At 61.4% G+C, this 20,822-nt stretch carries 22 protein-coding genes and 3 tRNA genes; 11 read left to right on the top strand and 14 right to left on the bottom strand.

Annotated features, from left to right (window positions below; translation table 11 throughout):
* Positions 1 to 60: 60 nt before the first annotated feature.
* Positions 61 to 561, bottom strand: coding sequence for a TonB family protein (locus tag AWB66_RS13265; RefSeq protein WP_407642281.1), 501 nt, complete (start codon positions 559 to 561; stop codon positions 61 to 63).
* 121 nt (positions 562 to 682) lie between these two features.
* Here AWB66_RS13265 and AWB66_RS34035 point away from each other — a divergent pair, with 121 nt between their 5' ends.
* Complete coding sequence (locus tag AWB66_RS34035; RefSeq protein WP_200818984.1) at positions 683 to 841, top strand: hypothetical protein; 159 nt, start codon at positions 683 to 685, stop codon at positions 839 to 841.
* A gap of 291 nt (positions 842 to 1,132) precedes the next feature.
* On the opposite strand, the gene AWB66_RS13260 is transcribed toward AWB66_RS34035, so the two are convergent.
* From AWB66_RS13260 to rph, 6 genes are all read right to left on the bottom strand, one after another.
* Entirely contained in the window at positions 1,133 to 1,453 is a 321-nt protein-coding gene (locus tag AWB66_RS13260; RefSeq protein WP_087630748.1) for a hypothetical protein, read from the bottom strand.
* 190 nt (positions 1,454 to 1,643) lie between these two features.
* Positions 1,644 to 1,733: transfer RNA gene (locus AWB66_RS13255), tRNA-Ser, on the bottom strand.
* 43 nt (positions 1,734 to 1,776) lie between these two features.
* A complete protein-coding gene (locus tag AWB66_RS13250; RefSeq protein ID WP_200818988.1) occupies positions 1,777 to 2,967 on the bottom strand; it encodes an MFS transporter in 1,191 nt (396 codons plus the stop codon).
* 29 nt (positions 2,968 to 2,996) lie between these two features.
* On the bottom strand, positions 2,997 to 4,214 hold the full coding sequence (gene hemW / locus AWB66_RS13245) for a radical SAM family heme chaperone HemW (protein ID WP_087630746.1): 1,218 nt from the start codon (positions 4,212 to 4,214) through the stop codon (positions 2,997 to 2,999).
* Entirely contained in the window at positions 4,211 to 4,828 is a 618-nt protein-coding gene (gene rdgB, locus AWB66_RS13240) for an RdgB/HAM1 family non-canonical purine NTP pyrophosphatase (RefSeq protein WP_087630745.1), read from the bottom strand. The genes hemW and rdgB overlap by 4 nt, the downstream gene beginning before the upstream one ends.
* A complete protein-coding gene (gene rph, locus AWB66_RS13235; protein ID WP_087630744.1) occupies positions 4,821 to 5,582 on the bottom strand; it encodes a ribonuclease PH in 762 nt (253 codons plus the stop codon). Before rph ends, rdgB begins: the two co-directional genes overlap by 8 nt.
* Before the next feature lie 253 nt (positions 5,583 to 5,835).
* Between rph and AWB66_RS13230 the strand changes: the two genes are divergently transcribed.
* From AWB66_RS13230 to AWB66_RS13210, 5 genes are all read left to right on the top strand, one after another.
* Positions 5,836 to 6,768 (top strand): YicC/YloC family endoribonuclease, encoded by a 933-nt coding sequence (locus AWB66_RS13230; protein ID WP_087630743.1) that lies wholly within the window; start codon positions 5,836 to 5,838, stop codon positions 6,766 to 6,768.
* 7 nt (positions 6,769 to 6,775) lie between these two features.
* A complete protein-coding gene (gene gmk / locus AWB66_RS13225) occupies positions 6,776 to 7,453 on the top strand; it encodes a guanylate kinase (protein ID WP_087630742.1) in 678 nt (225 codons plus the stop codon).
* Positions 7,454 to 7,510: 57 nt separating this feature from the next.
* Entirely contained in the window at positions 7,511 to 7,714 is a 204-nt protein-coding gene (gene rpoZ / locus AWB66_RS13220; protein ID WP_006025620.1) for a DNA-directed RNA polymerase subunit omega, read from the top strand.
* Between the two features lie 68 nt (positions 7,715 to 7,782).
* Positions 7,783 to 10,179, top strand: a complete 2,397-nt coding sequence (locus AWB66_RS13215; protein WP_087630741.1) for a RelA/SpoT family protein — start codon at positions 7,783 to 7,785, stop codon at positions 10,177 to 10,179.
* An 88-nt stretch (positions 10,180 to 10,267) separates the two neighbouring features.
* A complete protein-coding gene (locus AWB66_RS13210; RefSeq protein ID WP_087630941.1) occupies positions 10,268 to 10,759 on the top strand; it encodes a phage protein NinX family protein in 492 nt (163 codons plus the stop codon).
* Between the two features lie 70 nt (positions 10,760 to 10,829).
* Here the strand turns inward: AWB66_RS13210 and AWB66_RS13205 are convergent.
* Both AWB66_RS13205 and AWB66_RS13200 read right to left on the bottom strand, forming a co-directional pair.
* A tRNA-Arg gene (locus AWB66_RS13205) sits at positions 10,830 to 10,906 on the bottom strand.
* 107 nt (positions 10,907 to 11,013) lie between these two features.
* Positions 11,014 to 11,090 (bottom strand) — tRNA-Arg (locus AWB66_RS13200).
* 153 nt (positions 11,091 to 11,243) lie between these two features.
* Between AWB66_RS13200 and greB the strand changes: the two genes are divergently transcribed.
* The gene (gene greB, locus AWB66_RS13195; protein WP_087630740.1) at positions 11,244 to 11,801 is read left to right on the top strand and encodes a transcription elongation factor GreB; all 558 of its coding nucleotides are present in this window, start codon (positions 11,244 to 11,246) and stop codon (positions 11,799 to 11,801) included.
* A gap of 88 nt (positions 11,802 to 11,889) precedes the next feature.
* Here the strand turns inward: greB and AWB66_RS13190 are convergent, their stop codons facing one another.
* The gene (locus AWB66_RS13190) at positions 11,890 to 13,035 is read right to left on the bottom strand and encodes a porin (RefSeq protein ID WP_087630739.1); all 1,146 of its coding nucleotides are present in this window, start codon (positions 13,033 to 13,035) and stop codon (positions 11,890 to 11,892) included.
* Positions 13,036 to 13,557: 522 nt separating this feature from the next.
* A complete protein-coding gene (locus tag AWB66_RS13185; protein ID WP_087630940.1) occupies positions 13,558 to 13,767 on the bottom strand; it encodes a hypothetical protein in 210 nt (69 codons plus the stop codon).
* A gap of 404 nt (positions 13,768 to 14,171) precedes the next feature.
* Here AWB66_RS13185 and AWB66_RS13180 point away from each other — a divergent pair, with 404 nt between their 5' ends.
* Together AWB66_RS13180 and AWB66_RS13175 are read left to right on the top strand one after the other, a co-directional pair.
* A complete protein-coding gene (locus AWB66_RS13180) occupies positions 14,172 to 14,375 on the top strand; it encodes a cold-shock protein (protein WP_062634503.1) in 204 nt (67 codons plus the stop codon).
* 362 nt (positions 14,376 to 14,737) lie between these two features.
* The gene (locus AWB66_RS13175; protein WP_087630738.1) at positions 14,738 to 15,880 is read left to right on the top strand and encodes an exonuclease domain-containing protein; all 1,143 of its coding nucleotides are present in this window, start codon (positions 14,738 to 14,740) and stop codon (positions 15,878 to 15,880) included.
* Positions 15,881 to 15,892: 12 nt separating this feature from the next.
* Here AWB66_RS13175 and AWB66_RS13170 read toward each other — a convergent pair whose 3' ends face one another.
* The 3 genes from AWB66_RS13170 to AWB66_RS35100 form a co-directional block, all read right to left on the bottom strand.
* On the bottom strand, positions 15,893 to 16,510 hold the full coding sequence (locus AWB66_RS13170; protein ID WP_087630737.1) for a chorismate mutase: 618 nt from the start codon (positions 16,508 to 16,510) through the stop codon (positions 15,893 to 15,895).
* A 229-nt stretch (positions 16,511 to 16,739) separates the two neighbouring features.
* Positions 16,740 to 16,889 carry a hypothetical protein gene (locus AWB66_RS34030; RefSeq protein WP_165829947.1) on the bottom strand — a complete coding sequence of 50 codons (150 nt, stop codon included), beginning with the start codon at positions 16,887 to 16,889 and terminating at the stop codon, positions 16,740 to 16,742.
* Between the two features lie 1,573 nt (positions 16,890 to 18,462).
* Positions 18,463 to 18,801 (bottom strand): SHOCT domain-containing protein, encoded by a 339-nt coding sequence (locus tag AWB66_RS35100; protein WP_087630735.1) that lies wholly within the window; start codon positions 18,799 to 18,801, stop codon positions 18,463 to 18,465.
* 236 nt (positions 18,802 to 19,037) lie between these two features.
* Here AWB66_RS35100 and AWB66_RS13155 point away from each other — a divergent pair, with 236 nt between their 5' ends.
* A complete protein-coding gene (locus AWB66_RS13155) occupies positions 19,038 to 19,613 on the top strand; it encodes a recombinase family protein (RefSeq protein WP_087630734.1) in 576 nt (191 codons plus the stop codon).
* Between the two features lie 121 nt (positions 19,614 to 19,734).
* Entirely contained in the window at positions 19,735 to 19,860 is a 126-nt protein-coding gene (locus AWB66_RS34900) for a hypothetical protein (RefSeq protein WP_268811149.1), read from the top strand.
* The last annotated feature ends 962 nt before the right edge of the window (positions 19,861 to 20,822 follow it).

Below are 20,822 nucleotides of genomic sequence, written 5' to 3'. Positions count from 1 at the left end.
GTATCGAAAATTATAACGACCGTGCGCGGGCCGGGGCAACCGAGCGTGGCGGGACACGCATCAGTCGATGGTCGTCGCCTGCGGCGAGTGCGAGGTCTGCAACTGGAATTGACCGTTGTCGTTGAACATCCAGCCTTCGAACAGTTCCAGCGTGCCGTTGCCGTTGAGCAGACGCGGCGGCGGCGCGGGCAGTGGCGACGAGCGACGCAGCGAGGCGAGCGCGGTGGCTTCGGCTTCGTCGTCGCCATTCGTGCGATAGACCGACGACTCCACGACGCGCCCGCCGCGATCGACCGTAAAGGTGACGACGACGAACGAGCGCAGCATCGCCTGCGGCGTGCCCTTGAGCACGAGCGACGGATTGCGTTCGAAGATGCGCTGGGCGACGCGCGCCTTGTACTGATCGAGAGTGCCGCTGGCAACGGCCGCCGGCGGACGGCTTTCGACCGATTTCGGCGGCGGGGTGATCGTGCAGCCCGCGAAGGCGACGATCGCGATTACGCCGACCGCCGCGAGCACGGTATGCGCGTAGGTGGCGCAGGGTTTGATCGATGCCATCATGGCGGCCGCCCGGCTGTTCGCGATACTTTCATGGTAGCCAAAAGCGAAGAAGGACGCCAAGCGCCGGGCGGGCCCGCCGCTTGCTGAGGGTTGCGTCATCCATCGGAAGAGGAGGAGAACCATGACGAATGATACGGAGCAGGCCGGCGACGCACAGCCCGCCGAACACAGCGACAACGAGAAGAGCAAGCTGCCCGAGCGCGACGACGACGCGAGAAAGCAAGGGCCGAACGACACGCCCGGCAAGAAGTCCGGCGAGGGCGAACCGGACGTCGGCTGATATTCGCGCGTGTTGGCCGATGCGTTCGGTGCTAACTTGGTAGCGGGGGACGTCCCCAGCCAGAGGGAGAACGCGATGCCCACAGCCTCCACTACGCAACCGGCGGGGCAACCTGCCCGGCCGAATCAGCCGGCGCCCGAGCCGGCGCCCCAGGCGTCACCCGGCACCGAGGCCGGCAAACCGGACGCCGACAAAGCGGAGCCCGATCCGCATGAACGACCGCCGGTGCGCTCCGACGATAACTGAGCTTCATTGGCGCAGCGCGGACGCAAGTTCGCGCTGCCGCGTCTGTTACTTGGCCGGTGCGGTCGCGCCGGGCTTGGTCAGCTCGTAGCACTCGACGGCGCCTGTGGCGCGCTTTGCGCCCGCGTTGGCGTCGCGGGACTCGAAGCACTTGAATACGCTATTGGTCTTCTGGAGGAAGAACGTGTCTTCCGCGGATGCTCCGCTGCGCGTTGTGCCGCTCGTGACCGCGATGATGGTGTAGTTGTTCTGGATCAGATCGAACAGCGTGGTTTCCGTGAAGCGCCATTGGCTGGCGGATTCGTCCGCGTGGGCGAGGGCGAGGGCGGACAGGGCGAGCAGGCCGAGCGCGATGGCGGGGAGTCTCATGGCGGTCTCCGGGTGTTGTGATCGAAGGCGTTTGAGTGGGATCAGGCAACGGCGTTCACGATGCGTCAATTTCGCCAGGCTGAAAAGCAGCGTCCGACGCCGCCATGGCGCTGCGATGCGCGTACTTGGAATACGGAGCGGGGATGAACGACGAGACGGGTCGAGCGGCTTGATGCGCTCGAATGGATTCTGGCGGAGGCGGTGAGATTCGAACTCACGGAAGGATCGCTCCTTCGCCGGTTTTCAAGACCGGTGCCTTAAACCGCTCGGCCACACCTCCAGAAGGCGGGTATTGTAGCGCAACTCGCCTGCTCGACGAACGCTTATCCCTCCAGCGACCGCGTCGCCCTCAACGCGGGAAAAAGCCGCATCCACAAGAGCGCGATGGCGATCGTCCCGATCCCGCCGATCAGCACCGCCGGCACCGCGCCGAACAATCCCGCCGTCATCCCCGATTCGAACTCGCCGAGCTGATTCGACGTGCCGATGAAGAGCGAATTGATCGCGCCGACGCGTCCGCGCATTTCGTCGGGCGTCTGCAACTGCACGAGCGACGTCCGCACGACGACGCTGATCACATCCGACGCCCCAAGCGCCGCCAGCGCGACCAGCGACACAACCAGATTGCGCGACAGCCCGAACAGAACCGTCGCGATACCGAACGCGATCACCCCGCCGAAGAGCGCCGTCCCCGCGCGCTGCTTCAGCGGAAAATGCGCGAGCCAGATCGCCCCGGCAAGCGCGCCGGCCGCCGGCGCCGCGCGCATCACGCCGAGCGCCCACGGTCCGGCGTGCAGAATATCGTGCGCGAAGACCGGCAGGAGCGCGGTCGCGCCGCCGAGCAGCACAGCGAACAGATCGAGCGACAACGCGCCAAGGATCACCGGTTTCTGTCGAATGAACGCGATGCCCGAGAAGAGCGACTCGAAGGACAGCGGCGCGCGCATGCGCACGGCCTCGTCGATGCGAATCGACGCCACGAACGCCGCCGCCGCCACGAACGCGCACGCGACCAGTCCGTACACGCTCGACGCGCCGAGCCCGTATAGCAGGCCGCCCATCGCCGGCCCGAGAATCTGCGCGGTCTGGTTCGCGGACGTCGACCACGCGGTCGCGTGCTGCAACTGCGTGCGCGGCACGAGGTTGGGCAAGAGCGCGGCCATCGAAGGCGATTCGAAGGCGCGGGCCGCGCCGGTGATCGTCGCGATGGCGTAGATCAGCGCGGGACTCTGCAAGCCGTGCCACGCGCCGACGCACAGCGTCAACGCTGCGAGCCCTTGCAAGAACTGGCAGACGAACGCGATCGTGCGCCGGTCATACCGATCCGCGACATGGCCGACGACCAGCGTCAGCACACACATCGGCACGAACTGCGCGAGCCCGACGAGCCCGAGCGCGTAGGCGCTATGCGTGATCGAGTAGATCTGCCAGCCGATCGCGACCGACATCATCTGGAATGCCACCGACGACATCACGCGCGCGCTCCAGAACAGCGCGAACGGACGATGACGCATGATCGGGCCGGGCAGCGTGCTCGGCGCGCTCACGTTCGGCTGTCCTTCAGGAAGAGTTCCTGGAGGTCGTTGAGGAAGCGCTGCCCGAGTTCGGTCGGCGCGATGCGCTCGAAGTCGCGATGAATCAGGCCGCGCCGCTCGGCTTCGACGAGCGCGGGTTCGATCGTCGACATCGCGAGGCCGGTGCGCTCGACGAACGCATGCACCGGGAATCCCTCGACGAGCCTCAGCGTGTTCAGCATGAATTCGAACGGCAGATCATGCGGGCCGACTTCGCGTTCTTCCTGGATGGGCGCGCCGGCGAGCGCTTCGTCCATGTACGTCGCGGGGTGCTTGTAGCGCGCCTGGCGCACGATCTTTTGCGGGAACGACAGCTTCGTATGCGCGCCCGCGCCGATGCCGAGATAGTCGCCGAAGCGCCAATAGTTCAGGTTGTGGCGGCTCTGTCGATGCGGCTTCGCATACGCCGACACTTCATAGCGCTCATAGCCCGCCGCGCGCGTGCGCTCGTGAATCCACTCCTGCATGTCGGCGGAGGCGTCGTCGTCGGGGACTTGCGGCGGGAACTTCGCGAACAGCGTGTTCGGTTCGAGCGTCAGGTGGTACAGCGACAGATGCGGCGGCGCGAAGCCGATCGCGGTTTCGATATCGCTTCGGCATTCGTTGAGCGACTGCTGCGGCAGCGCGAACATCAGGTCGAGATTGAAGTTGTCGAAGTGACGCGCCGCGATTTCGACGGCCTTGTGCGCCTGCGTCGAATCGTGGATGCGCCCGAGCGCCTTCAGATGCAGCGCGTTGAAGCTCTGGATGCCCACCGAGAGCCGGTTCACGCCGCTTGCGCGAAACTGCGCGAACTTCGCCGTTTCGAAGGTGCCGGGATTCGCTTCGAGCGTGATTTCGGCGTCGGCGTCGAGCGGAAGGAGGGCGCGCGCATCCGACAGCAGCCGGTCGAGCCCTTTCGCGGACAAAAGACTCGGCGTGCCGCCGCCGATGAAGATCGTATGCACCTGCCGGCCCCACACGAGCGGCAGTGCGCGTTCGAGGTCGGCGCGCAGCGCGTCGAGATAGCGGTCTTCGGGAAACGAATCGCCTTTCCACTCGTGTGAGTTGAAATCGCAATACGGACACTTGCGCACGCACCACGGAAAGTGGACGTAAAGCGACAGCGGCGGCAGCGACGTCAGCCGGATGCTCCCCGGCGACGTGAACGCCTTCACGACATTGATGGCTTGCGGACCCGTGCTCACGCGAGTTCCTTCAGGCGGCCGAGCAGTGCGTTGAGTGCGATCGCGCGATGGCTCACCGCGTTCTTGCGCGCGGGTTCGAGTTCCGCGGCGGTCGCATCCAGCGTCGGCAGGAAGAAGTGCGGATCGTAGCCGAAGCCGTGCGCGCCGCGCGGCGCGTCGATGACTTCGCCATGCCAGCGGCCTTCGGCGATCAACGGCTCGGGGTCGTCGGCGTGACGCACCAGCACGAGCACGCAGAAATAGTACGCACGTCGATCCGCGTTGCCCGCCAGTTCGGCGACGAGGCGCGCGTTGTTCGCCGCGTCGCTTTTTTCGCCGCCCGCGAGCTGCGCGAAGCGCGCCGAATACACGCCGGGCGCGCCGCGCAGCGCGTGCACGCAGAGGCCGGAGTCGTCGGCGAGCGCGGGCAGGCCCGTCAGCTTCGACGCATGACGCGCCTTCGCGAGCGCGTTCTCGACGAACGTCACGTGCGGCTCTTCCGCTTCCGGCACGCCCAGTTCGCCCTGCGCGATCAGTTCGATGCCGGCCGCGCTCAACAGCGACGCGAACTCGCGCAGCTTGCCCGCATTGTTCGAGGCGAGGACGACCCGCTTCAGTTCATTGACTTCAGGCACCGATCAACTCCAGCGCGACCTTTTGCTTCGCGATCAGCGTGGCGATGCCGCTTTGCGCGAGATCGAGCAGCTTGTTCATTTCGGCGCGCGTGAAGGGCACGCCTTCGGCCGTTCCCTGCACTTCGACGAAACCGCCCGCGCCCGTCATCACGACGTTCATGTCGGTGTCGCACTGCGAGTCTTCGTCATAGTCGAGGTCGAGCACCGGCGTGCCCGCGTACACGCCGACCGAAATGGCCGCGACGAAATCGTTGACCGGCGATTCCGCGATGCGGCCCGACGCCAGCAGTTTCGACACCGCGTCGTGCGCCGCGACGAACGCGCCGGTGATGCTCGCGGTGCGCGTGCCGCCGTCGGCCTGGATCACGTCGCAGTCGATGTGCAGCGTGCGCGCGCCGAGCTTGTTGAGATCGAACACGGAGCGCAGCGCGCGCCCGATCAGCCGCTGGATTTCCTGCGTGCGGCCGGTCTGCTTGCCGCGCGCGGCTTCGCGGTCGCTGCGCGTGTGCGTGGCGCGCGGCAGCATGCCGTATTCCGCCGTGAGCCAGCCCTGATCGCGGCCGCGCAGGAACTCGGGCACGCGCTCGGCGATGCTCGCGGTGCAGATCACCTTGGTGTCGCCGAATTCGACGAGCACCGAGCCTTCCGCGTGCTTCGTGTAGTGGCGCGTGATGCGCACGTCGCGCAACTGGTTCGCGCGGCGGCCGCTCGGGCGGTCGAGGGCGGAGGGGTCGAGCAGAACGGAGTCGGTCATGGAATGGGCGGGAAAAGGTGGAAAAACGCGAGCGACGCTCGACGTGCGATTTTATCGCCAATCGATCGCGATCGTCGGCGAGCCCCGCGCGGCATCGGCTTGACCGGCGCGATTGCCGGGCCTTCGCGGCAAAAATGGGATAATGGCTGCTTCCCCGCCCGGCCGTCCTCGCGTGCCCCTCATGCACAAGTCACCAGCCGGGCGCTCGTAGCAAACCGGCCTCCGTTCGGAGGCATCAATCGCGAGACGCACCATGATCTACAGCATGACAGGCTATGCCAGCGCGACGCGCGAAGTCGCCGCGGACGGTACGGGACCGAGCGGCTCGGGCATCGGCGTATCCGTGGAATTGCGCACGGTGAATTCGCGCTTTCTCGACCTGAACTTCCGCATGCCCGAAGACGTGCGCGCCTGCGAGCCGCAACTGCGCGAAATGCTGATGACGAAGCTCTCGCGCGGCAAGGTCGACATCCGTATCAACCTGAATCGCGCGGAACAAACCGCGAACGCCGGCGCGCTCAACCGCGATGCGCTCTCGCAACTCGCGGCGCTGGAGCGCTCGGTGCTGGAAACCTTCCCGCAGGCCGAACGCATGCGCACCGGCGAAATCCTGCGCTGGCCGGGCGTGCTCGCGGAAAGCGGCGTGTCGCCGGAAGCGTTGCGCGAAGCGGTCATCGCCTGCGGCAAGCAGGCCATCGCCGACCTGATCGACGTCCGCGCGCGCGAAGGCGCGGCGCTCGCGTCGGTGCTGATCAACAACGCAACCGAAATGGAAGCGATCGTCGCGCGCGTGACGCCGCTCGTTCCCGAACTGATCGCGAAGCATCAGCAAAAGATCGTCGAGCGGCTGCAGGACGCGCTCGGCATCGCGGCGCCCGAAGGCACCCCGACGAGCCTGCCGCGCGAGGAAATCGCGGAGCGGATTCGCCAGGAGGTGACCATCTACGGCATCCGCATCGACATCGCGGAAGAACTGCAGCGGCTCACCGCGCATCTCTCCGAGACGCGCCACGTGCTGCAAAAGGGCGGCAAGGTCGGCAAGCGCCTCGACTTCATGATGCAGGAACTGAACCGCGAAGCGAATACGCTCGGCTCGAAGGCGGCGGCGAAGGAACTCGCCGATGCGTCGATGACGTTGAAGCTCCTCATCGAGCAGATGCGCGAGCAAGTACAAAACCTGGAGTAACGTTTCAATGACCACCCCGACGCGCACCTCGCATCTCAGCACCTACACCGGCATTTATCCGGGCAACCTCTTCATGGTCGTCGCGCCCTCGGGCGCGGGCAAGTCGACGCTCGTCAACGCGCTCCTCGCGCAGGACCCGGCGATCCGCCTGTCGGTGTCGTACACGACGCGCGAGCCGCGTCCGAAGGACAAGAACGGCGTGCAGTACCACTTCGTCTCCGTCGACGAATTCATGGAGCGTCATGCGACGGGCGAGTTCCTGGAAAGCGCGGAAGTGCACGGCAACTACTATGCGACCTCGCGCGTGTGGATCGAGGAACAGATGAAGAGCGGCCACGACGTGCTGCTCGAAATCGACTGGCAGGGCGCGCAGCAGGTCAAGAAGCAGTTCAGGAACGCAGTCGAGATCTTTATCCTGCCGCCGTCGCTCGATGCGCTGGAAGACCGCCTGAAGAAGCGCGGACAGGACCCGCAGAACGTGATCGTGAGGCGCCTGCTCGCGGCCGGCAGCGAGATGTCGCATGCGCCGGAAGCGGAGTACGTCGTGATCAACGAGAACTTCGAACGCGCGCTCTCGGAACTGCAATGTCTCGTGGCGGCGACGCGTCTGCGCTTCGGTTCGCAATACGCCCGCCACACGCAGCTTTTCGTGGAGCTGGGCATTCATACGCCGCACGCTTCGTGATCAGGGCGTTCCGGTCACATAAGGTAGAATGAAGAACATATTCCGAAGGAAACAAACATGGCCCGCATCACCGTAGAAGACTGTCTGAAACAGATCCCGAACCGCTTCGAGCTGGCGCTCGCGGCGACCTATCGTGCACGTCAGCTTGCACAGGGCCACACGCCGAAAATCGAAAGCCGCGACAAACCCACGGTCGTTGCGCTGCGCGAAATCGCGGCAGGCCAGGTCGGGGTGGAGATGCTGAAGAAGGTGCCGGTCTAAAGGCGCCGTTTTTTCATCGCGCTTTTCTTAGCAACGGCGTCCACCACGTCACAACCACGGAGGCGAACATGAGTCACACACCCTTGCCCGTCTCCGTCGACGCGGATAGCGACGCCGACCACGAGTCGGCCCAGGACTCGGCCCAAGAGCCGAACCAGTCTGCGCCGGCACGCAGATACATCGACGCAGTCCTCGAACAGTCGTTTCGCCATCTGTTCGGGCCGACCGCGACACCCGAGCAGCCACGCCGTCATGACGTCGTTTCCATCGCGAAACTGACGAACGGGCTTTCGTCCTATCTCACGCCCGAAGAGATCAAGGACGTCAAGGCGGCCTTCCATTTCAGCGACGAAGCGCATCTCGGCCAGTACCGGCAGAGCGGCGAGCCGTACATCACGCATCCGGTCGCGGTCGCCGAAATCTGCGCGGGCTGGAAGCTCGACGCGCAGTCGATCATGGCGGCGCTGCTGCACGACGTGATCGAGGACCAGGGCGTCACCAAGACCGAGATCGCCGAGCGCTTCGGCGCGAAGGTCGCGGAACTGGTCGACGGCTTGTCGAAGCTGGACAAGATGGAGTTTCGCAACCGCGAGGAAGCGCAGGCGGAAAACTTCCGCAAGATGCTGCTCGCGATGGCGCGCGACGTGCGCGTGATCCTCGTGAAACTCGCCGACCGGCTGCACAACATGCGCACGCTGGGCGCCGTGCCGTCGGAGAAGCGCCGGCGCGTGGCGCGCGAGACCATCGACATTTACGCGCCGATCGCACATCGGCTCGGGCTGAACAATACCTATCGCGAGCTGCAGGACCTGAGCTTCGCGAACTTCAACCCGCGTCGCTACGCCACGCTTGAAAAAGCGGTGAAGGCGGCGCGCGGCAACCGGCGCGAAGTGGTCGGCAAGATTCTCGAAGCGGTGCAGCGCACGATCGGCGACGCCAAGATTTCCGCCGAAGTCACCGGCCGCGAAAAGACCATCTACAGCATCTACAAGAAGATGCGCGACAAGCAGTTGTCGTTCTCGCAGGTGCTGGATGTGTACGGTTTTCGCGTGGTCGTCGAAACCGCGCTCGAATGCTATACGTGCATCGGCGCGCTGCATGCGCTTTATAAGCCCGTGCCGGGAAAGTTCAAGGACTACATCGCGATCCCGAAGGTGAACGGCTATCAGTCGCTTCACACGACGCTCGTCGGTCCGTTCGGCGCGCCGATCGAGTTCCAGATCCGCACGCGCAAGATGCACGAGATCGCCGAGGCGGGCGTGGCCGCGCACTGGCTGTACAAGAACGGCGGCGCGGATCTCAACGACGTGCAAAAGCGCGCGCACCAGTGGCTGAAGTCGCTGCTCGACATTCAGAGCGAAGCGGGCGACTCCAGCGAATTCCTCGAACACGTCAAGATCGACCTGTTCCCGGACGCCGTCTACGTCTTCACGCCGAAGTCGAAAATCATGCCGCTGCCGCGCGGCGCAACCGCGCTCGACTTCGCGTATTCGATCCACAGCGACCTCGGCAACCAGTGCGTCGCGGTGAAGATCAACAACGAACTGCTGCCGCTGCGCACCGAATTGAAGAGCGGCGACATCGTCGAAGTCATCACGGCGCCGTATTCGAAGCCGAATCCCGCATGGCTCGGCTTCGTGCGCACCGGCAAGGCGCGCTCGGCCATCCGCCACTATCTGAAGACGATGCGGCTCAACGAATCGGTGCAACTGGGCGAGCGGCTCGTCGATCAAAGTCTCAAGGGCTACGGCCTCACGCTCGCGGAAGTCACGCCGGAAGCGTGGGAAAAGCTCGTGCAGTGGACCGGCAACAAGACGCGCCAGGAAATCTTCGCGGATATCGGTCTCGGCCGGCGCGTGGCGGCGGTGATGGCGAAGCGCATCGAAGTGCTGATGAACGGTCGCGACGACGACGATTCCCCGCGCGAAAGCTTCACCACGAACACGGCACCGCCGGTGGTCATCACGGGTACGGAAGGGATGTCGGTGCAGTTGTCGGCGTGCTGCCGCCCGATTCCCGGCGACGACATCATGGGCTATATCGGCATCGGCCTCGGCATGGCGATCCACACGACCGACTGCCGCGTCGCGCAGCGCATTCATCGCCGCGATCCGGGCCGCTGGATCGACGTGGCGTGGGCGCCGCAGCCGGGGCGTCTCTTCGACGTCGCGGTCAAGGTGCTTGTGAAGAATACGAAGGGCGTGTTCGCGCGGGTCGCCGCGGACATCACGTCGGCGGACGCGAACATCGTCCACATCGCGATGGACGAAGATCCCACGCAGGACGCCACGCTGCTGCGCTTCGTGATCCAGGTGAGCGACCGCGTGCATCTCGCGAATGTGATGCGACGCGTGCGCACGAATCCCGACGTGATGCGCATCGCGCGCGAGCGTCCGAGCGACGAGCCGCACCATCGCAACCAGGATGGCGGCATGCGCATCGACCGCGAACGCGGCGACTACTGACATCGACCGTTTTTGGCGCGCCGGCGCTGGAACGTAACCTGCGTGCCTGTACCCGTTGAACGAACACGACGTACACAAGGGCACGACCATGAAAACATCCGATCTCGAAGGTCCCGCGCTCGACTACTGGGTCGCGCGCGGCCTGCACGACTTCATCCGCGAAATTCACTTCACCGACAGCGGCGAGACGCTCTCGATCCGCGGCAACGATCGCGGCAAGCCGTGGGACGGCCGCTTCCTGCCGTCGACGTCGTGGGAAGCGGCGTCGGTCGTGCTGGAGCGCGCATGCCGGCTCGAAGTGAGCGACCACGGACGCGGCGAGGTGATCTGCACCGCGACGTTCGCTAAGGACGGGGGAGAGGTGGAAGGGCGGGGCGCGTCGCTCAGAATCGCGTTGCTGCGCGCGTTCGTGCGCCATGCGTTTGGCGACACGGTCGACGACGAATACCTGCGTCGCCCGCAGACGCTGCTCGGCGCCCACGCGGAACCGATCGGCGAGGCGAGCGCGGTGGCATCGGTGGAAGACATGCCGGTGCCGGACGGACGCATCGGCGATATTGGATCGGCGCCGCGTCAATAAACCCGAACGCGAGGCCAAAACCGCGAGGCCAAAACAAAAGGGCCTTCCGAATGGAAGGCCCTTCAAAAGGTGGTGCGGCTGGCAGGATTCGAACCCACGACCCCTTGGTTCGTAGCCAAGTACTCTATCCAACTGAGCTACAGCCGCACGCAAAACCGATACTACTTGATAACTTCGTGATACTTCGCTGCGCTTGTGGTTAAGCGCGATTTGCTGATTAAACGACTTCCCGAGGGAAAATACGCTTGAAAGAGTGGTGCGGCTGGCAGGATTCGAACCCACGACCCCTTGGTTCGTAGCCAAGTACTCTATCCAACTGAGCTACAGCCGCACGCAGAAGCGAGATTATAGACAAAGCTGTCTGAAAAAGGAAGAGCTGGAAGGCATTTTCGCCGGGTTTTCGTTGGCCTTCGTGTTACCTTGTACATCAGCGTAATCGTAATCCTGCGCGCATTTCCCACGGGACTTTTGAGCGGTTTGCACCATGAATAAAGCATTTGTCAAAGAATCGGACGATACGGACGACGACCTCGATCTCGCCCAGCCGGACGTGCCCGCGGGCACCAAGAACTACATCACGCCGGCCGGGCATCAGCGGCTGCGCGACGAACTGCTGCATCTGCTCGATGTCGAGCGCCCGGACATCGTGAAGCTGCTCTCATGGGCGGCGTCGAACGGGGATCGATCGGAAAACGGCGACTATATCTACGGCAAGCGGCGCCTGCGCGAGATCGACCGGCGGATCCGTTTTCTGACAAAGCGGCTGGATCTCGCGGAAGTCGTCGACAGCAGCAAGCAGGAAAACGTCGATCAGGTGTTTTTTGGCGCAACGGTCGACTACGCGGGCGACGACGGCGAGTCGCATATGGTGACGATCGTCGGTGTGGACGAGGTCGATCTCGATGTCGGGCACGTCAGCTGGATTTCGCCGATCGCGCGTGCGCTCCTGAAGGCGAAGATCGGAGACACCGTGGCGTTGCACACGCCGGCGGGCGTGCAGCAGATCGATATTCTCGATGTCCGGTATCCGCGCGCTTCCTGAACAGCGCACCGCAATCGAAGCATAAAAAAAGGCGCCGCAAGCGGCGCCTTTTGCACGTCGGTACTGCGGGTAAGACTTAGAACAAGGCTTAGAAGCGGTGACGAATGCCGACCGTTGCCGAAACCTGGTTTTCCGTCGACGACACGCCAACACCCGTGATCGTCGCGCCGAGGTTCGTACCGTCGGTGTCGGTCACGTGCTGGTATTCGCCTTGCAGATACACGTCCGTGCGCTTCGACAGCGCGTAGGCCGTTTGCAGGCTGACCTGGTGGAACTTCGGCTTCACGCCGTCGATACGGCTGTCCGTGTACGTGTACGCGCCTGCCAGGCTCAGAGCCGGCGTCAGGTTGTAACGGCCATTGACTTCGTAGTTGGTGAAGCGAACGTGCGGATCGGTCAGGGCGATCGCCGCGCCGCCCGTGCCGGCTGCCGTGATTTGCGTTGCGTCGTCCAGCATCGTCTGCGTGAACACGAAGCCAACCGTTGCCGGGCCGAAGGCGTAGCTGATGCCGCCGCCGAAGGTGCGCTGACGGCCCGCGGAGAACGGAGCGTCCGTCGAGATTGCGCCGCCTGCGTTCGTCGTCAAGGCAAGCGCCGAATTCGCGTTGTTCAACTGCATGTATGCCGCAGCGACGTTCAACGGGCCATAGTTATACGATGCGCCGACGCTGTAAGCGCGGTTGTTCGCGAAACCGCCCGCTTCGTTCGAGAAGCCGTACATGCCGCCGAACTTGAAGCCGCCGTAGTTCGCGCTCGTGTACTTGACCGAGTTGTTCACGCGGAACGAGTTATCGAGGTTGTCGTTGTCGAACGGGTGGGCGAACTGCGTGCCGCCGTATTGCGTGCCCGTCAGAGCCAGCGGCCCGAGGTAGTCGACGACGGAATCATATTGGCGACCGAGCGTCACGGCGCCGAATTGCTGGCTCGACAGACCGACAAACGCCTGACGACCGAACTCACGGCCGCCCTGGAGGTTGTTGCCGTTCATGATGTTGAAGCCGTTTTCCAACGTGAAGATTGCCTTCAGGCCGCCGCCGAGGTCTTCAGAACCGCGCAAGCCCCAACGGCTGCCGTTGACCGAACCGCTCGTCGCCTTGAAGTTGCTGTGGCCTTGCTGATTGTTGGTATACGTGATGCCCGCGTCGATCAGGCCGTACAGCGTGACGCTGCTTTGTGCGTGAGCGGCGGTAGCAAATACGCCCGTCAGGGCGGCGACCATGAGAGTCTTTTTCATCTTTGTAACTCCGAGAGCAGAATGGGCGGTGAGCCCAGGCTTGAAGGAAACCTTCCCTCCGACGCGCTGCGAGAGGCGCTGTCAGGCGAGCAATATGTTCATTTCGAACACATTTGTTTCCGGACCACACGAAGTGTAAAGACGAGGTTACAGCGCAGACATTCCGAAATACGCAATAAAGTATTCTTTGATCGGCAATGATCGAAAAATTGCCGTAAAGCCTTGAGCGACAAGGCTTTTTGAGAAATCGAAAATAGCTGGGAAGAGGTGTCAACCTTTCGCCGTTGCGCATTCACGACAAAGATAATGCAATGCACAAGAAGAATAATCCGAAAGTTAGATTATTGAGATAAGCGCAATAGTCGTTTGCCGTTTGTGGTGGTAATTATTGCTACGACGCTCGTTATACTAGTGTCTCTGCTTTCCGAAGCAGACTTTTTCGTTGACGGAAAAGATCTCCAAACCTTTCAGCGCGACTCTTTAGTCGCGCTTTTTTTCGTCGGTTCGAGGGCCGTCAACCCTTCATGTGGCCTTTTTCCCGGCGCTGAAACCGGCTGGCGCGTCCGCCGATTCGTACTGCAACGGTACGGTCCAGTCTTCCATCACGTAATGCCGGGCGTCCATCGGCGACGATAAAAGGTTCTGCCAGTGATCGCCATGCCAGGCTGGATCGAATTCGAGCGGGGCGACCGCGGTGGTCTCGGAAGGCATCGGTGCTACCAGCGACATCATTTTCTGAAGTGCGCGCTTGAGTTCGGTCATCACAACTGATACTCCTAATTCGTCTGCAAATTACGTCTCCAGTTTGCGGATCTGACGCGGTTCGAACAAGACGCGTAAACACTTACCATTAGAAATGTCTTGTTACAAATATGACAACAAATACCCACTATATTGCGCGTTCCACGCACTCTGTCTGATGTGCTTAACTCATGGTGCGAGAGCCGATTTGCTTTACACAAATACTGCTGAATCAATCGCGGTGGTCATTAAAATTGACTTGACGGTCGCGGCGCTGCCTTATATAAAAGCGAGGCCGTGGATTAATATGTTGGCGTCCATTCCAGCAGATAAAATACACGCGGCATTTTAAGGGTTCGCCCGTCTTTGATCAAACTTCCGAGGGAGTCGAATATATGGAAACCGGTATCGTCAAATGGTTCAACGATGCTAAAGGCTTTGGCTTCATCACGTCCGACGCTGGCGGCGAAGACCTGTTCGCGCACTTCTCCGAGATCCGTGCCGATGGGTTCAAGTCGCTGAAGGAAAACCAGCGCGTGTCCTTCGAAACGAAGGCCGGACCGAAGGGCAAGCAGGCTGCCAACATCCGCGCGCTCTAAGTCGCGAGTGAATTCGGTGCCTTGAGAAACCCCTTGCCTTCGCAAGGGGTTTTTAATTTGCCGGGAATACCAGTATTGCACGCGGGCGCGGTTCATGTTTTCGCATCGGTTTTCTATCTGGCTCGTTATGATTAAACGCCGCGAGATAATCGAGGCGACAAACGCGTGATCCGTAAATTGGGGTAAATGCCGAGTCGATTCCGGATTTTAAGCTGCCGACATCCACGGCTGCAATTGAGGATCAGGAACTGGATGAAGTCGTCCACATGGCGCGCCTGGGCTAAAATGTCCGCATCTTTTACGCGCGTGAGTTCCGGCGGTTCACATCGGGTCCGCTGAACGCCGTGCCCTCAATCATCACGATGCACGCTCTTCCTCCGTTTCCCGTCAATCACTTTCCCGCAGACCCCGTCGTTTTCGTCGATCTCGAAACGACCGGCGGCTCGCTCGGTATCGATCGCATCACGGAAATCGGTATCGTGGAGGCGGGTCCGTCCGGCGTGACGCAGTGGAGCACGCTCGTCAATCCGCTGAAGCCGATCCCGTCGTTTATTCAGAACCTGACCGGCATCACCGACTCGATGGTGCGCGACGCGCCCACCTTCGACGAACTCGCCGCGAACCTCTTCGAGCGGATGAACGGCCGGCTGTTCATCGCGCACAACGCGCATTTCGATCACGGCTTTCTGCGCGGCGAATTCAAGCGCGTCGGATTGAAATTCCAGCCCGACGTGCTGTGCACGGTCCAACTCTCGCGCGCGGTCTATCCGTCGGAAGCGCGGCACGGTCTCGACGCACTCGTCGAGCGGCACGCGCTCGTGCCTTCGGCGCGCCACCGCGCGCTCGCCGACGCGGATCTGCTCTGGCAGTTCTGGCAGCACCTGCACCGCGCGCATGCGTCGGACGTGCTGCGCGGACATATGGAAAAAGTCACGCGACGCTTCCGGCTCGCCGGTGACATCGACGAGGATACGATCGAGCGGATTCCGGCGGGCTGCGGCATCTATGTGTTCTACGGCGAGAACGACATGCCGCTTTTCGTCGGCAGAAGCGTGCGCTTGCGCCAGCGCGTGCGTTCGCACCTCACGGGCCCGCGCCGGTCGGCGAAAGACCTGCGGCTCGCGGCGCTCGTGCGGCACGTCGAATGGACGGCCACGGGCGGCGAGATCGGTGCGTTGCTTGCCGAGGCGAGCTCGGTGGCGCGCTTGCGGCCGCCGCACAATCGCCCGGTGCGCGAGCGGCGCGACGACGCGCGCGGCGCAGTCTGGCCCTATCCGGGTGCGATCGCCATTGAGGAGCGCGATCCGGGCACCGGTCTGCGCGCGTGGCATGTCATCGATCAGTGGCAGTACTTCGGCTCCGCCGCGACGCTCGTCGATGCGGCAATGTTGCGTGCGCAATCGCCGGCCACGGGCTTTGAACTATCGACTTATCGGATTCTCGGCGAACGGCTCGCGCGCGGTCTCGCGTTCGTGCCGCTCGCCGCGATGGTCGCCGTCGACTGATTTCTGCTTTATCTACCCGACCGCCCCGACGCCGCCGGTCGCGCACACGTGCGACAGCGCGCGCGACAACGGCGCGTTGAGTGCGGCGTCGTAGCGCGTCAGGTGCTTCCAACGCGCGACGCTGTCGGCGAGTCGCAGCGGGCAATCGTCGGCATGGCGAATCGGCTCGACGCGCGCGAGTGCCGCGATCAGCGACTGCGTCAGGCGATCGAGCTTCGGGCGGGTGTCCGCGGCGAGATCGGGCGGCGATCCTTCGGGCGGGCGCGCGGCGCGCCAGTTGGCAAAGAGCGCGTTCTGCACGTCCTTGCTCGCCTCGATCTGATCGCGGAAGAAGCGCTGCACGAACGCCGGATCGACGCCCGCCGCCTGCGCCTTTTGTTCGACGCTCGCGAGCAGGGCGGCTTCGCGCGGTTCATCGGTGATAGGTTCGTGACGCGCCCACTTCCAGCGGGCGACCGGCTCGGCGAGCGCGAGCCGTTGCGACGCCAGCGCGACGAGGCTCGTGAGCGGCGCGTCGTCGCCGTCGGCGTGAGCGGCGCCGATGCAACCGAGCAACAAGGAGGCGAGGGCGGCGAGTACGCGGCCTCGGCGATGTCCGAGTGCGGCGAAGAAGCGAAACGTTGGATGCATGCGACAGGTCGGGCGGCGAAAAGCGCCAGCATAACTCAGCGTCCCCGTTCGCCAGTCGTTTACCCGCCGCGCAGGATTATGCATGGCGCGCGACCGGTGTCGCGCGTCGTCGGGGCGATCAGGCGCAACGACGCTTGGCGTGAGCCACGAGGATTCGCGAAGTCCGCGAGAGCGTTCTTTCACGATGCGTCGAATGCGCGGTGATGGCGGGCGTTCCCGTCAGCGACGTTTATTTCGACTCGCGCAGATTGCGCTGCTCGTCGAAAAACGCGCGAACGTGCTCCGGCAGTTCGGCAGCCAGGAACTCGACCCCGACCGGTTCCGGATCCGGACAACGGACTTTGTCGGGTGTCGGAATTTTCGTCGGCTTGGCGTCCATGATTTCTCTCCTTGTAGCTCGATTTCAGACTCGGCCTCAGTTCTTCCCGAGCCCATTGCACTGCAGGAACATTTCCAAGTTCCTTTGTTGCTTTATCGGAACGTCGCAGCATTACTTGAGGTCGAGCGGATAAATCCGACTATCTAATATACGCATGACCGTTCGTGAAATCTGCCTGCAAAATCAAATTGACTGATTTACCGTTCTCCAGCGGTGACCCGGTACTTTGTGCGCCTTTATCTGCTGCGGCGCCACGTTGCGGCGCTTGGCGTACGGCGGTTCAGGCCCTGGCAGATGACGCGCTGCAATAGCACTTTAACGTTCACTCCATACATATAACGATAGCGGGAAACCATCGTTGACGTAATATCGCCCCAGGGAGAATAATTATTCACTTGTGTGGAAACGCACATAGAGCAGGAGAATCGTGATTCGCATCGTAATTCCAGCGAATCGTGCGTATTAAAAGCGCCATCCGTTTGCCATTCGACGACATCCGGTGCACAGCCTCGGCGACGCGCAGGGCAGGTGGCAGAAGGCGTTGAGGGCGAAAATGAAAAAACCCGCGTGGTGTGCGATCACGCGGGTTTTTTGTATGAAGCTTGGTGCCGGAAAGAGGAATAAGGAACGTAACCTAACATAGCCGTGTGAAGGGCTCAACCCCAGACTGTATAAGGATTTGCGGTCGATCGCAAGGTGTCAGGAGAGAGGCCGTTTAGAGACGCTGTAGTACCTCAGATGCTAGGTTTGTAGTACCAAGGCTGTCTTACGGGTACCTTACAGAAGTCCCCAGATAGCCCCGCCCCTATGGGGGGCCGACACTGTAGGAAAACAAGCCCCCCTGTTCTGCCCAGCCCACACACCCTCAGCCTCGATTTGTATTCCCTTTCGAAAAACTGGGGGAAGTTCTCTCACTCACGAGTCTGAACAACAAGAACAACGAAAAACCTTTAGCGGCATTTTGGAAAAGGATTCCGCAGAGGCATACCCGGTACCTTGGGAAACAGCCGGGAAAATGCTGAGACCGCTTCGCCCCCGCTGACCCTTGCTGTGCCTCTGGTCTACCTCGCTGTCGTCCCGCCGTCGTATCTTTTCCTAATTCCCCGAAGATTCCCGGGGACATTAGCGCAGTGTCCTTTCGACCTAGCGTACCTCGATAGTCGCATCTGCGTCGCGCCTCGGGCGTGCCCGTTTCAATTGCGGGTCGTTCGCGGAAAGGCACATGAACTGAACCTCCACTCGGGGGTAATTCCCGAGGAGGTAAGGAGGTTTCGTCTCGTCGGTGTGGACAAGCTGGAGGGCCCTGTCATGGCCTATGCAGTATTGGTTTGCCTCTTGGAGGGCTTCGGCTTTGAGGTTGCCAAGGCCCGAAAACCCTGTGGCGGCCTGCCGAGAGACCATGAATGTATCTTGCCCCATAGGCACCACGCCTGATGCGCTCGCGCAGCCAGCCAGAGCAATGGCGGACAGCATCGTTGTCGTTATCGCTTTCATATGTATAAGTGCTTGTAGCCTGAAGTGCCCAGAAAAAATAAGAGCGGCGCGGCCACATGTTCCACGAAGGTCACGTCTGCTACAGAGCCTTCAAGATTTCCTGCTTTTTGGTCTCGTACTCCTTCTCCGTAATCAGCCCCTGCTTGTACAAGCTATTTAGCTCGGAAAGCTTCTGGGCGGACGTCGTGGTTGCAATGACAGGCTGTGCAGTCGGACAAGTCGAAGCGCAGACCTTCAGGGACTCATTGCAATGCGCTTGGGCCACCAAGGGAAAGAGTTTGAACCCTGCAGTGCAGGTTGAATATTGAGAGGAGCAACGCTGAGAACAAGCTGAATCGACTTTGCTTAGATCGAGGTCTGGAGCAGATACGCAACCCGACAGGACCGTTATTGCTGCAGCGATAGCGACGATCTTCATACCTTCCCCGTTTCTGTAGTTATGTGTGGACTTAGGTCAACCTATGCCCTTGGAATAATCCGACGAAAGGATAGCGGACACTTCAGCAGTCTGTGGGAGGGATTGTCCTCTGTGCGAAAACGGTCAATTGTGAACAGATAGCTACGGCCTGTGCGAAATATAGGTTGACGCTATTCCGGACACTAGTTATATTTCGTTCACCCCTTTCGTACATCAAGAACACCGAGGAAGACGAAATGTCCCGCACCTTCGCATACGCCCGAGTCAGCAAGATCGAATCGACCACGAACAACCAGCTTCAGGAAATCCAGAGCGCGGGGTTTGCTGTGGAACCCCAACGGATCGTTGAGGAGACCATTAGTGGATCCACGGAAGCCTTCAAGCGTCCCCTCTTCGCAAAGTTGGTTGACCGTCTGGAGAAGGGTGACGTGTTGATCGTGACCAAGCTGGACCGTCTGGGACGTTCGGCACTGGACGTGCGGGCTACGGTTGACCGTCTGGCGAGCATGGGTGTGCGAGTGCATTGCCTCCAGCTTGGCGGCGCGGACCTCACTAGCTCTGCAGGGAAATTGATCATGGGCGTCCTCTCCTCAATGGCTGAGTTTGAACGGGACCTGATCATTGAACGTACACAGGCAGGACTGGCACGCGCGAAGGCTGAAGGCAAACAGTTGGGCCGTAAGGCAAGCCTCAGCACCGCAGACCAGCAGAAGGTCCGTGAGGCTCTGGGGCAAGGCGTTACGGTCTCCCAGTTGGCAAGGGATTTCGACACCTCCCGGGCAACGATCCTTCGCGTGAAAGACCGCGCATAACACACAGACAGGTGAGGCCGTTTCTCGGGCCTCTTTAGGAAAAACCAAAGTCAGCCGTTAGTACTTAATGACAACAAGTCGCCCCAATACCGGGAAGCGACGGATACCAAGGGATTCAAGAATGCCGCAACAAGACGTTTTCACCCTGATTGACTGCGATTCCACGCTCGATGATGAGTTCACGGTCACCCTGATCGACTGCGATTCGGAACCTGACGACGAGTTCACCCTGTATGTGATTGATTGAGGATCGTCGTGCGAGACTCGAGGGGCCGAAGGATCGGGGTGAATCCAGAGGTCTCTGTATTTGTACCGTCTAGTACATATTGCTATTAGTAGTTGTATGGATACAACACTTTTAAAGAGGCGCACGAATCTCAAGGAAACCCTTGACATTCTCAGAGTCATCCACCGAGCACACCGGATTCCCTCAGACCCCCTCAATCCCGAGAAGTCTTATCTTTTACCAAGTTTTAGGTTTAGTACCCTGAGAGCCCGACGGGACAAGGGGAGCGGTAATTTTCTTACCATTGGAGAGAGGGCCTAAAAAAATCCTTCCTCCCTTCAGCCTCCCAGTGTTGTCTACGAGTTTCTTCAGGTTTCTGCTGACCATACCGAGTGTGTCTCTCCAAGTAGCGCCGCTACGCGCCGACCCAGATATTCCAAGCATGGTAGCCTCTTTCGAATAAATCACTGGGAAACCCCAAGGTGAGTAGAGAATCTTATCTGGACTCACCGTTCCCTGAGAGCCCTACTGGGTAAGGGGAGCGGCAATTTGGACACCAACAGAGAGAAGGCCCCCCATAGGGCACACAACAATATTCTGCGGTGTGCAGCAGCAGCGCGACCTGTAGCAACGACCACGCGACAGACGAGTCTTGCATTAAAGTTTGCTCAAGATTTAAGCATTCTCGATTCTAGGAGCCGTTCCCGGACCCTACACATCTCCGAAGACGGACGAGACCCGCCAGCGGTTCCTAGCACTATGCAGAGCATGCAATCGCTACTTCTGAGGGGAAGGGAGAACTATCGGTGCAGCGGCAGAAGTTTTCCTTAGGAATCAACGGTTACCATCAAAAACGTACCATTAGAGAAGCGGCCTCTCGCTTCAAGTAGCGCCAGCGATGCTGACCTGTTGATTTGCACGGAATCCTGACCCACGATTTGCATTGAATTCTGACCCACCCGTTGGACCAGCTTTGCGGGTTA

Source organism: Caballeronia telluris, assembly GCF_001544495.1.
GTDB lineage: Bacteria > Pseudomonadota > Gammaproteobacteria > Burkholderiales > Burkholderiaceae > Caballeronia > Caballeronia telluris.
Note: the sequence above shows the minus strand (reverse complement) of the source record. Positions and strands in the feature narration are given on the sequence as shown.

What these genes read in the sequence shown, in the direction of transcription:
- gmk (WP_087630742.1), top strand. Translation starts at nt 6,776, where the DNA reads ATGACCACCCCGACGCGCACCTCGCATCTCAGCACCTACACCGGCATT.
- AWB66_RS13230 (WP_087630743.1), top strand. Translation starts at nt 5,836, where the DNA reads ATGATCTACAGCATGACAGGCTATGCCAGCGCGACGCGCGAAGTCGCC.
- AWB66_RS13210 (WP_087630941.1), top strand. Translation starts at nt 10,268, where the DNA reads ATGAAAACATCCGATCTCGAAGGTCCCGCGCTCGACTACTGGGTCGCG.
- rph (WP_087630744.1), bottom strand. Translation starts at nt 5,582, where the DNA reads ATGACCGACTCCGTTCTGCTCGACCCCTCCGCCCTCGACCGCCCGAGC.
- greB (WP_087630740.1), top strand. Translation starts at nt 11,244, where the DNA reads ATGAATAAAGCATTTGTCAAAGAATCGGACGATACGGACGACGACCTC.
- AWB66_RS13155 (WP_087630734.1), top strand. Translation starts at nt 19,038, where the DNA reads ATGTCCCGCACCTTCGCATACGCCCGAGTCAGCAAGATCGAATCGACC.
- AWB66_RS35100 (WP_087630735.1), bottom strand. Translation starts at nt 18,801, where the DNA reads ATGAAGATCGTCGCTATCGCTGCAGCAATAACGGTCCTGTCGGGTTGC.
- AWB66_RS13260 (WP_087630748.1), bottom strand. Translation starts at nt 1,453, where the DNA reads ATGAGACTCCCCGCCATCGCGCTCGGCCTGCTCGCCCTGTCCGCCCTC.
- AWB66_RS34035 (WP_200818984.1), top strand. Translation starts at nt 683, where the DNA reads ATGACGAATGATACGGAGCAGGCCGGCGACGCACAGCCCGCCGAACAC.
- AWB66_RS13190 (WP_087630739.1), bottom strand. Translation starts at nt 13,035, where the DNA reads ATGAAAAAGACTCTCATGGTCGCCGCCCTGACGGGCGTATTTGCTACC.
- AWB66_RS13185 (WP_087630940.1), bottom strand. Translation starts at nt 13,767, where the DNA reads ATGATGTCGCTGGTAGCACCGATGCCTTCCGAGACCACCGCGGTCGCC.
- AWB66_RS13215 (WP_087630741.1), top strand. Translation starts at nt 7,783, where the DNA reads ATGAGTCACACACCCTTGCCCGTCTCCGTCGACGCGGATAGCGACGCC.
- AWB66_RS34900 (WP_268811149.1), top strand. Translation starts at nt 19,735, where the DNA reads ATGCCGCAACAAGACGTTTTCACCCTGATTGACTGCGATTCCACGCTC.
- AWB66_RS34030 (WP_165829947.1), bottom strand. Translation starts at nt 16,889, where the DNA reads ATGGACGCCAAGCCGACGAAAATTCCGACACCCGACAAAGTCCGTTGT.
- AWB66_RS13250 (WP_200818988.1), bottom strand. Translation starts at nt 2,967, where the DNA reads ATGCGTCATCGTCCGTTCGCGCTGTTCTGGAGCGCGCGCGTGATGTCG.
- AWB66_RS13170 (WP_087630737.1), bottom strand. Translation starts at nt 16,510, where the DNA reads ATGCATCCAACGTTTCGCTTCTTCGCCGCACTCGGACATCGCCGAGGC.
- AWB66_RS13180 (WP_062634503.1), top strand. Translation starts at nt 14,172, where the DNA reads ATGGAAACCGGTATCGTCAAATGGTTCAACGATGCTAAAGGCTTTGGC.
- AWB66_RS13265 (WP_407642281.1), bottom strand. Translation starts at nt 561, where the DNA reads ATGATGGCATCGATCAAACCCTGCGCCACCTACGCGCATACCGTGCTC.
- rpoZ (WP_006025620.1), top strand. Translation starts at nt 7,511, where the DNA reads ATGGCCCGCATCACCGTAGAAGACTGTCTGAAACAGATCCCGAACCGC.
- AWB66_RS13175 (WP_087630738.1), top strand. Translation starts at nt 14,738, where the DNA reads ATGCACGCTCTTCCTCCGTTTCCCGTCAATCACTTTCCCGCAGACCCC.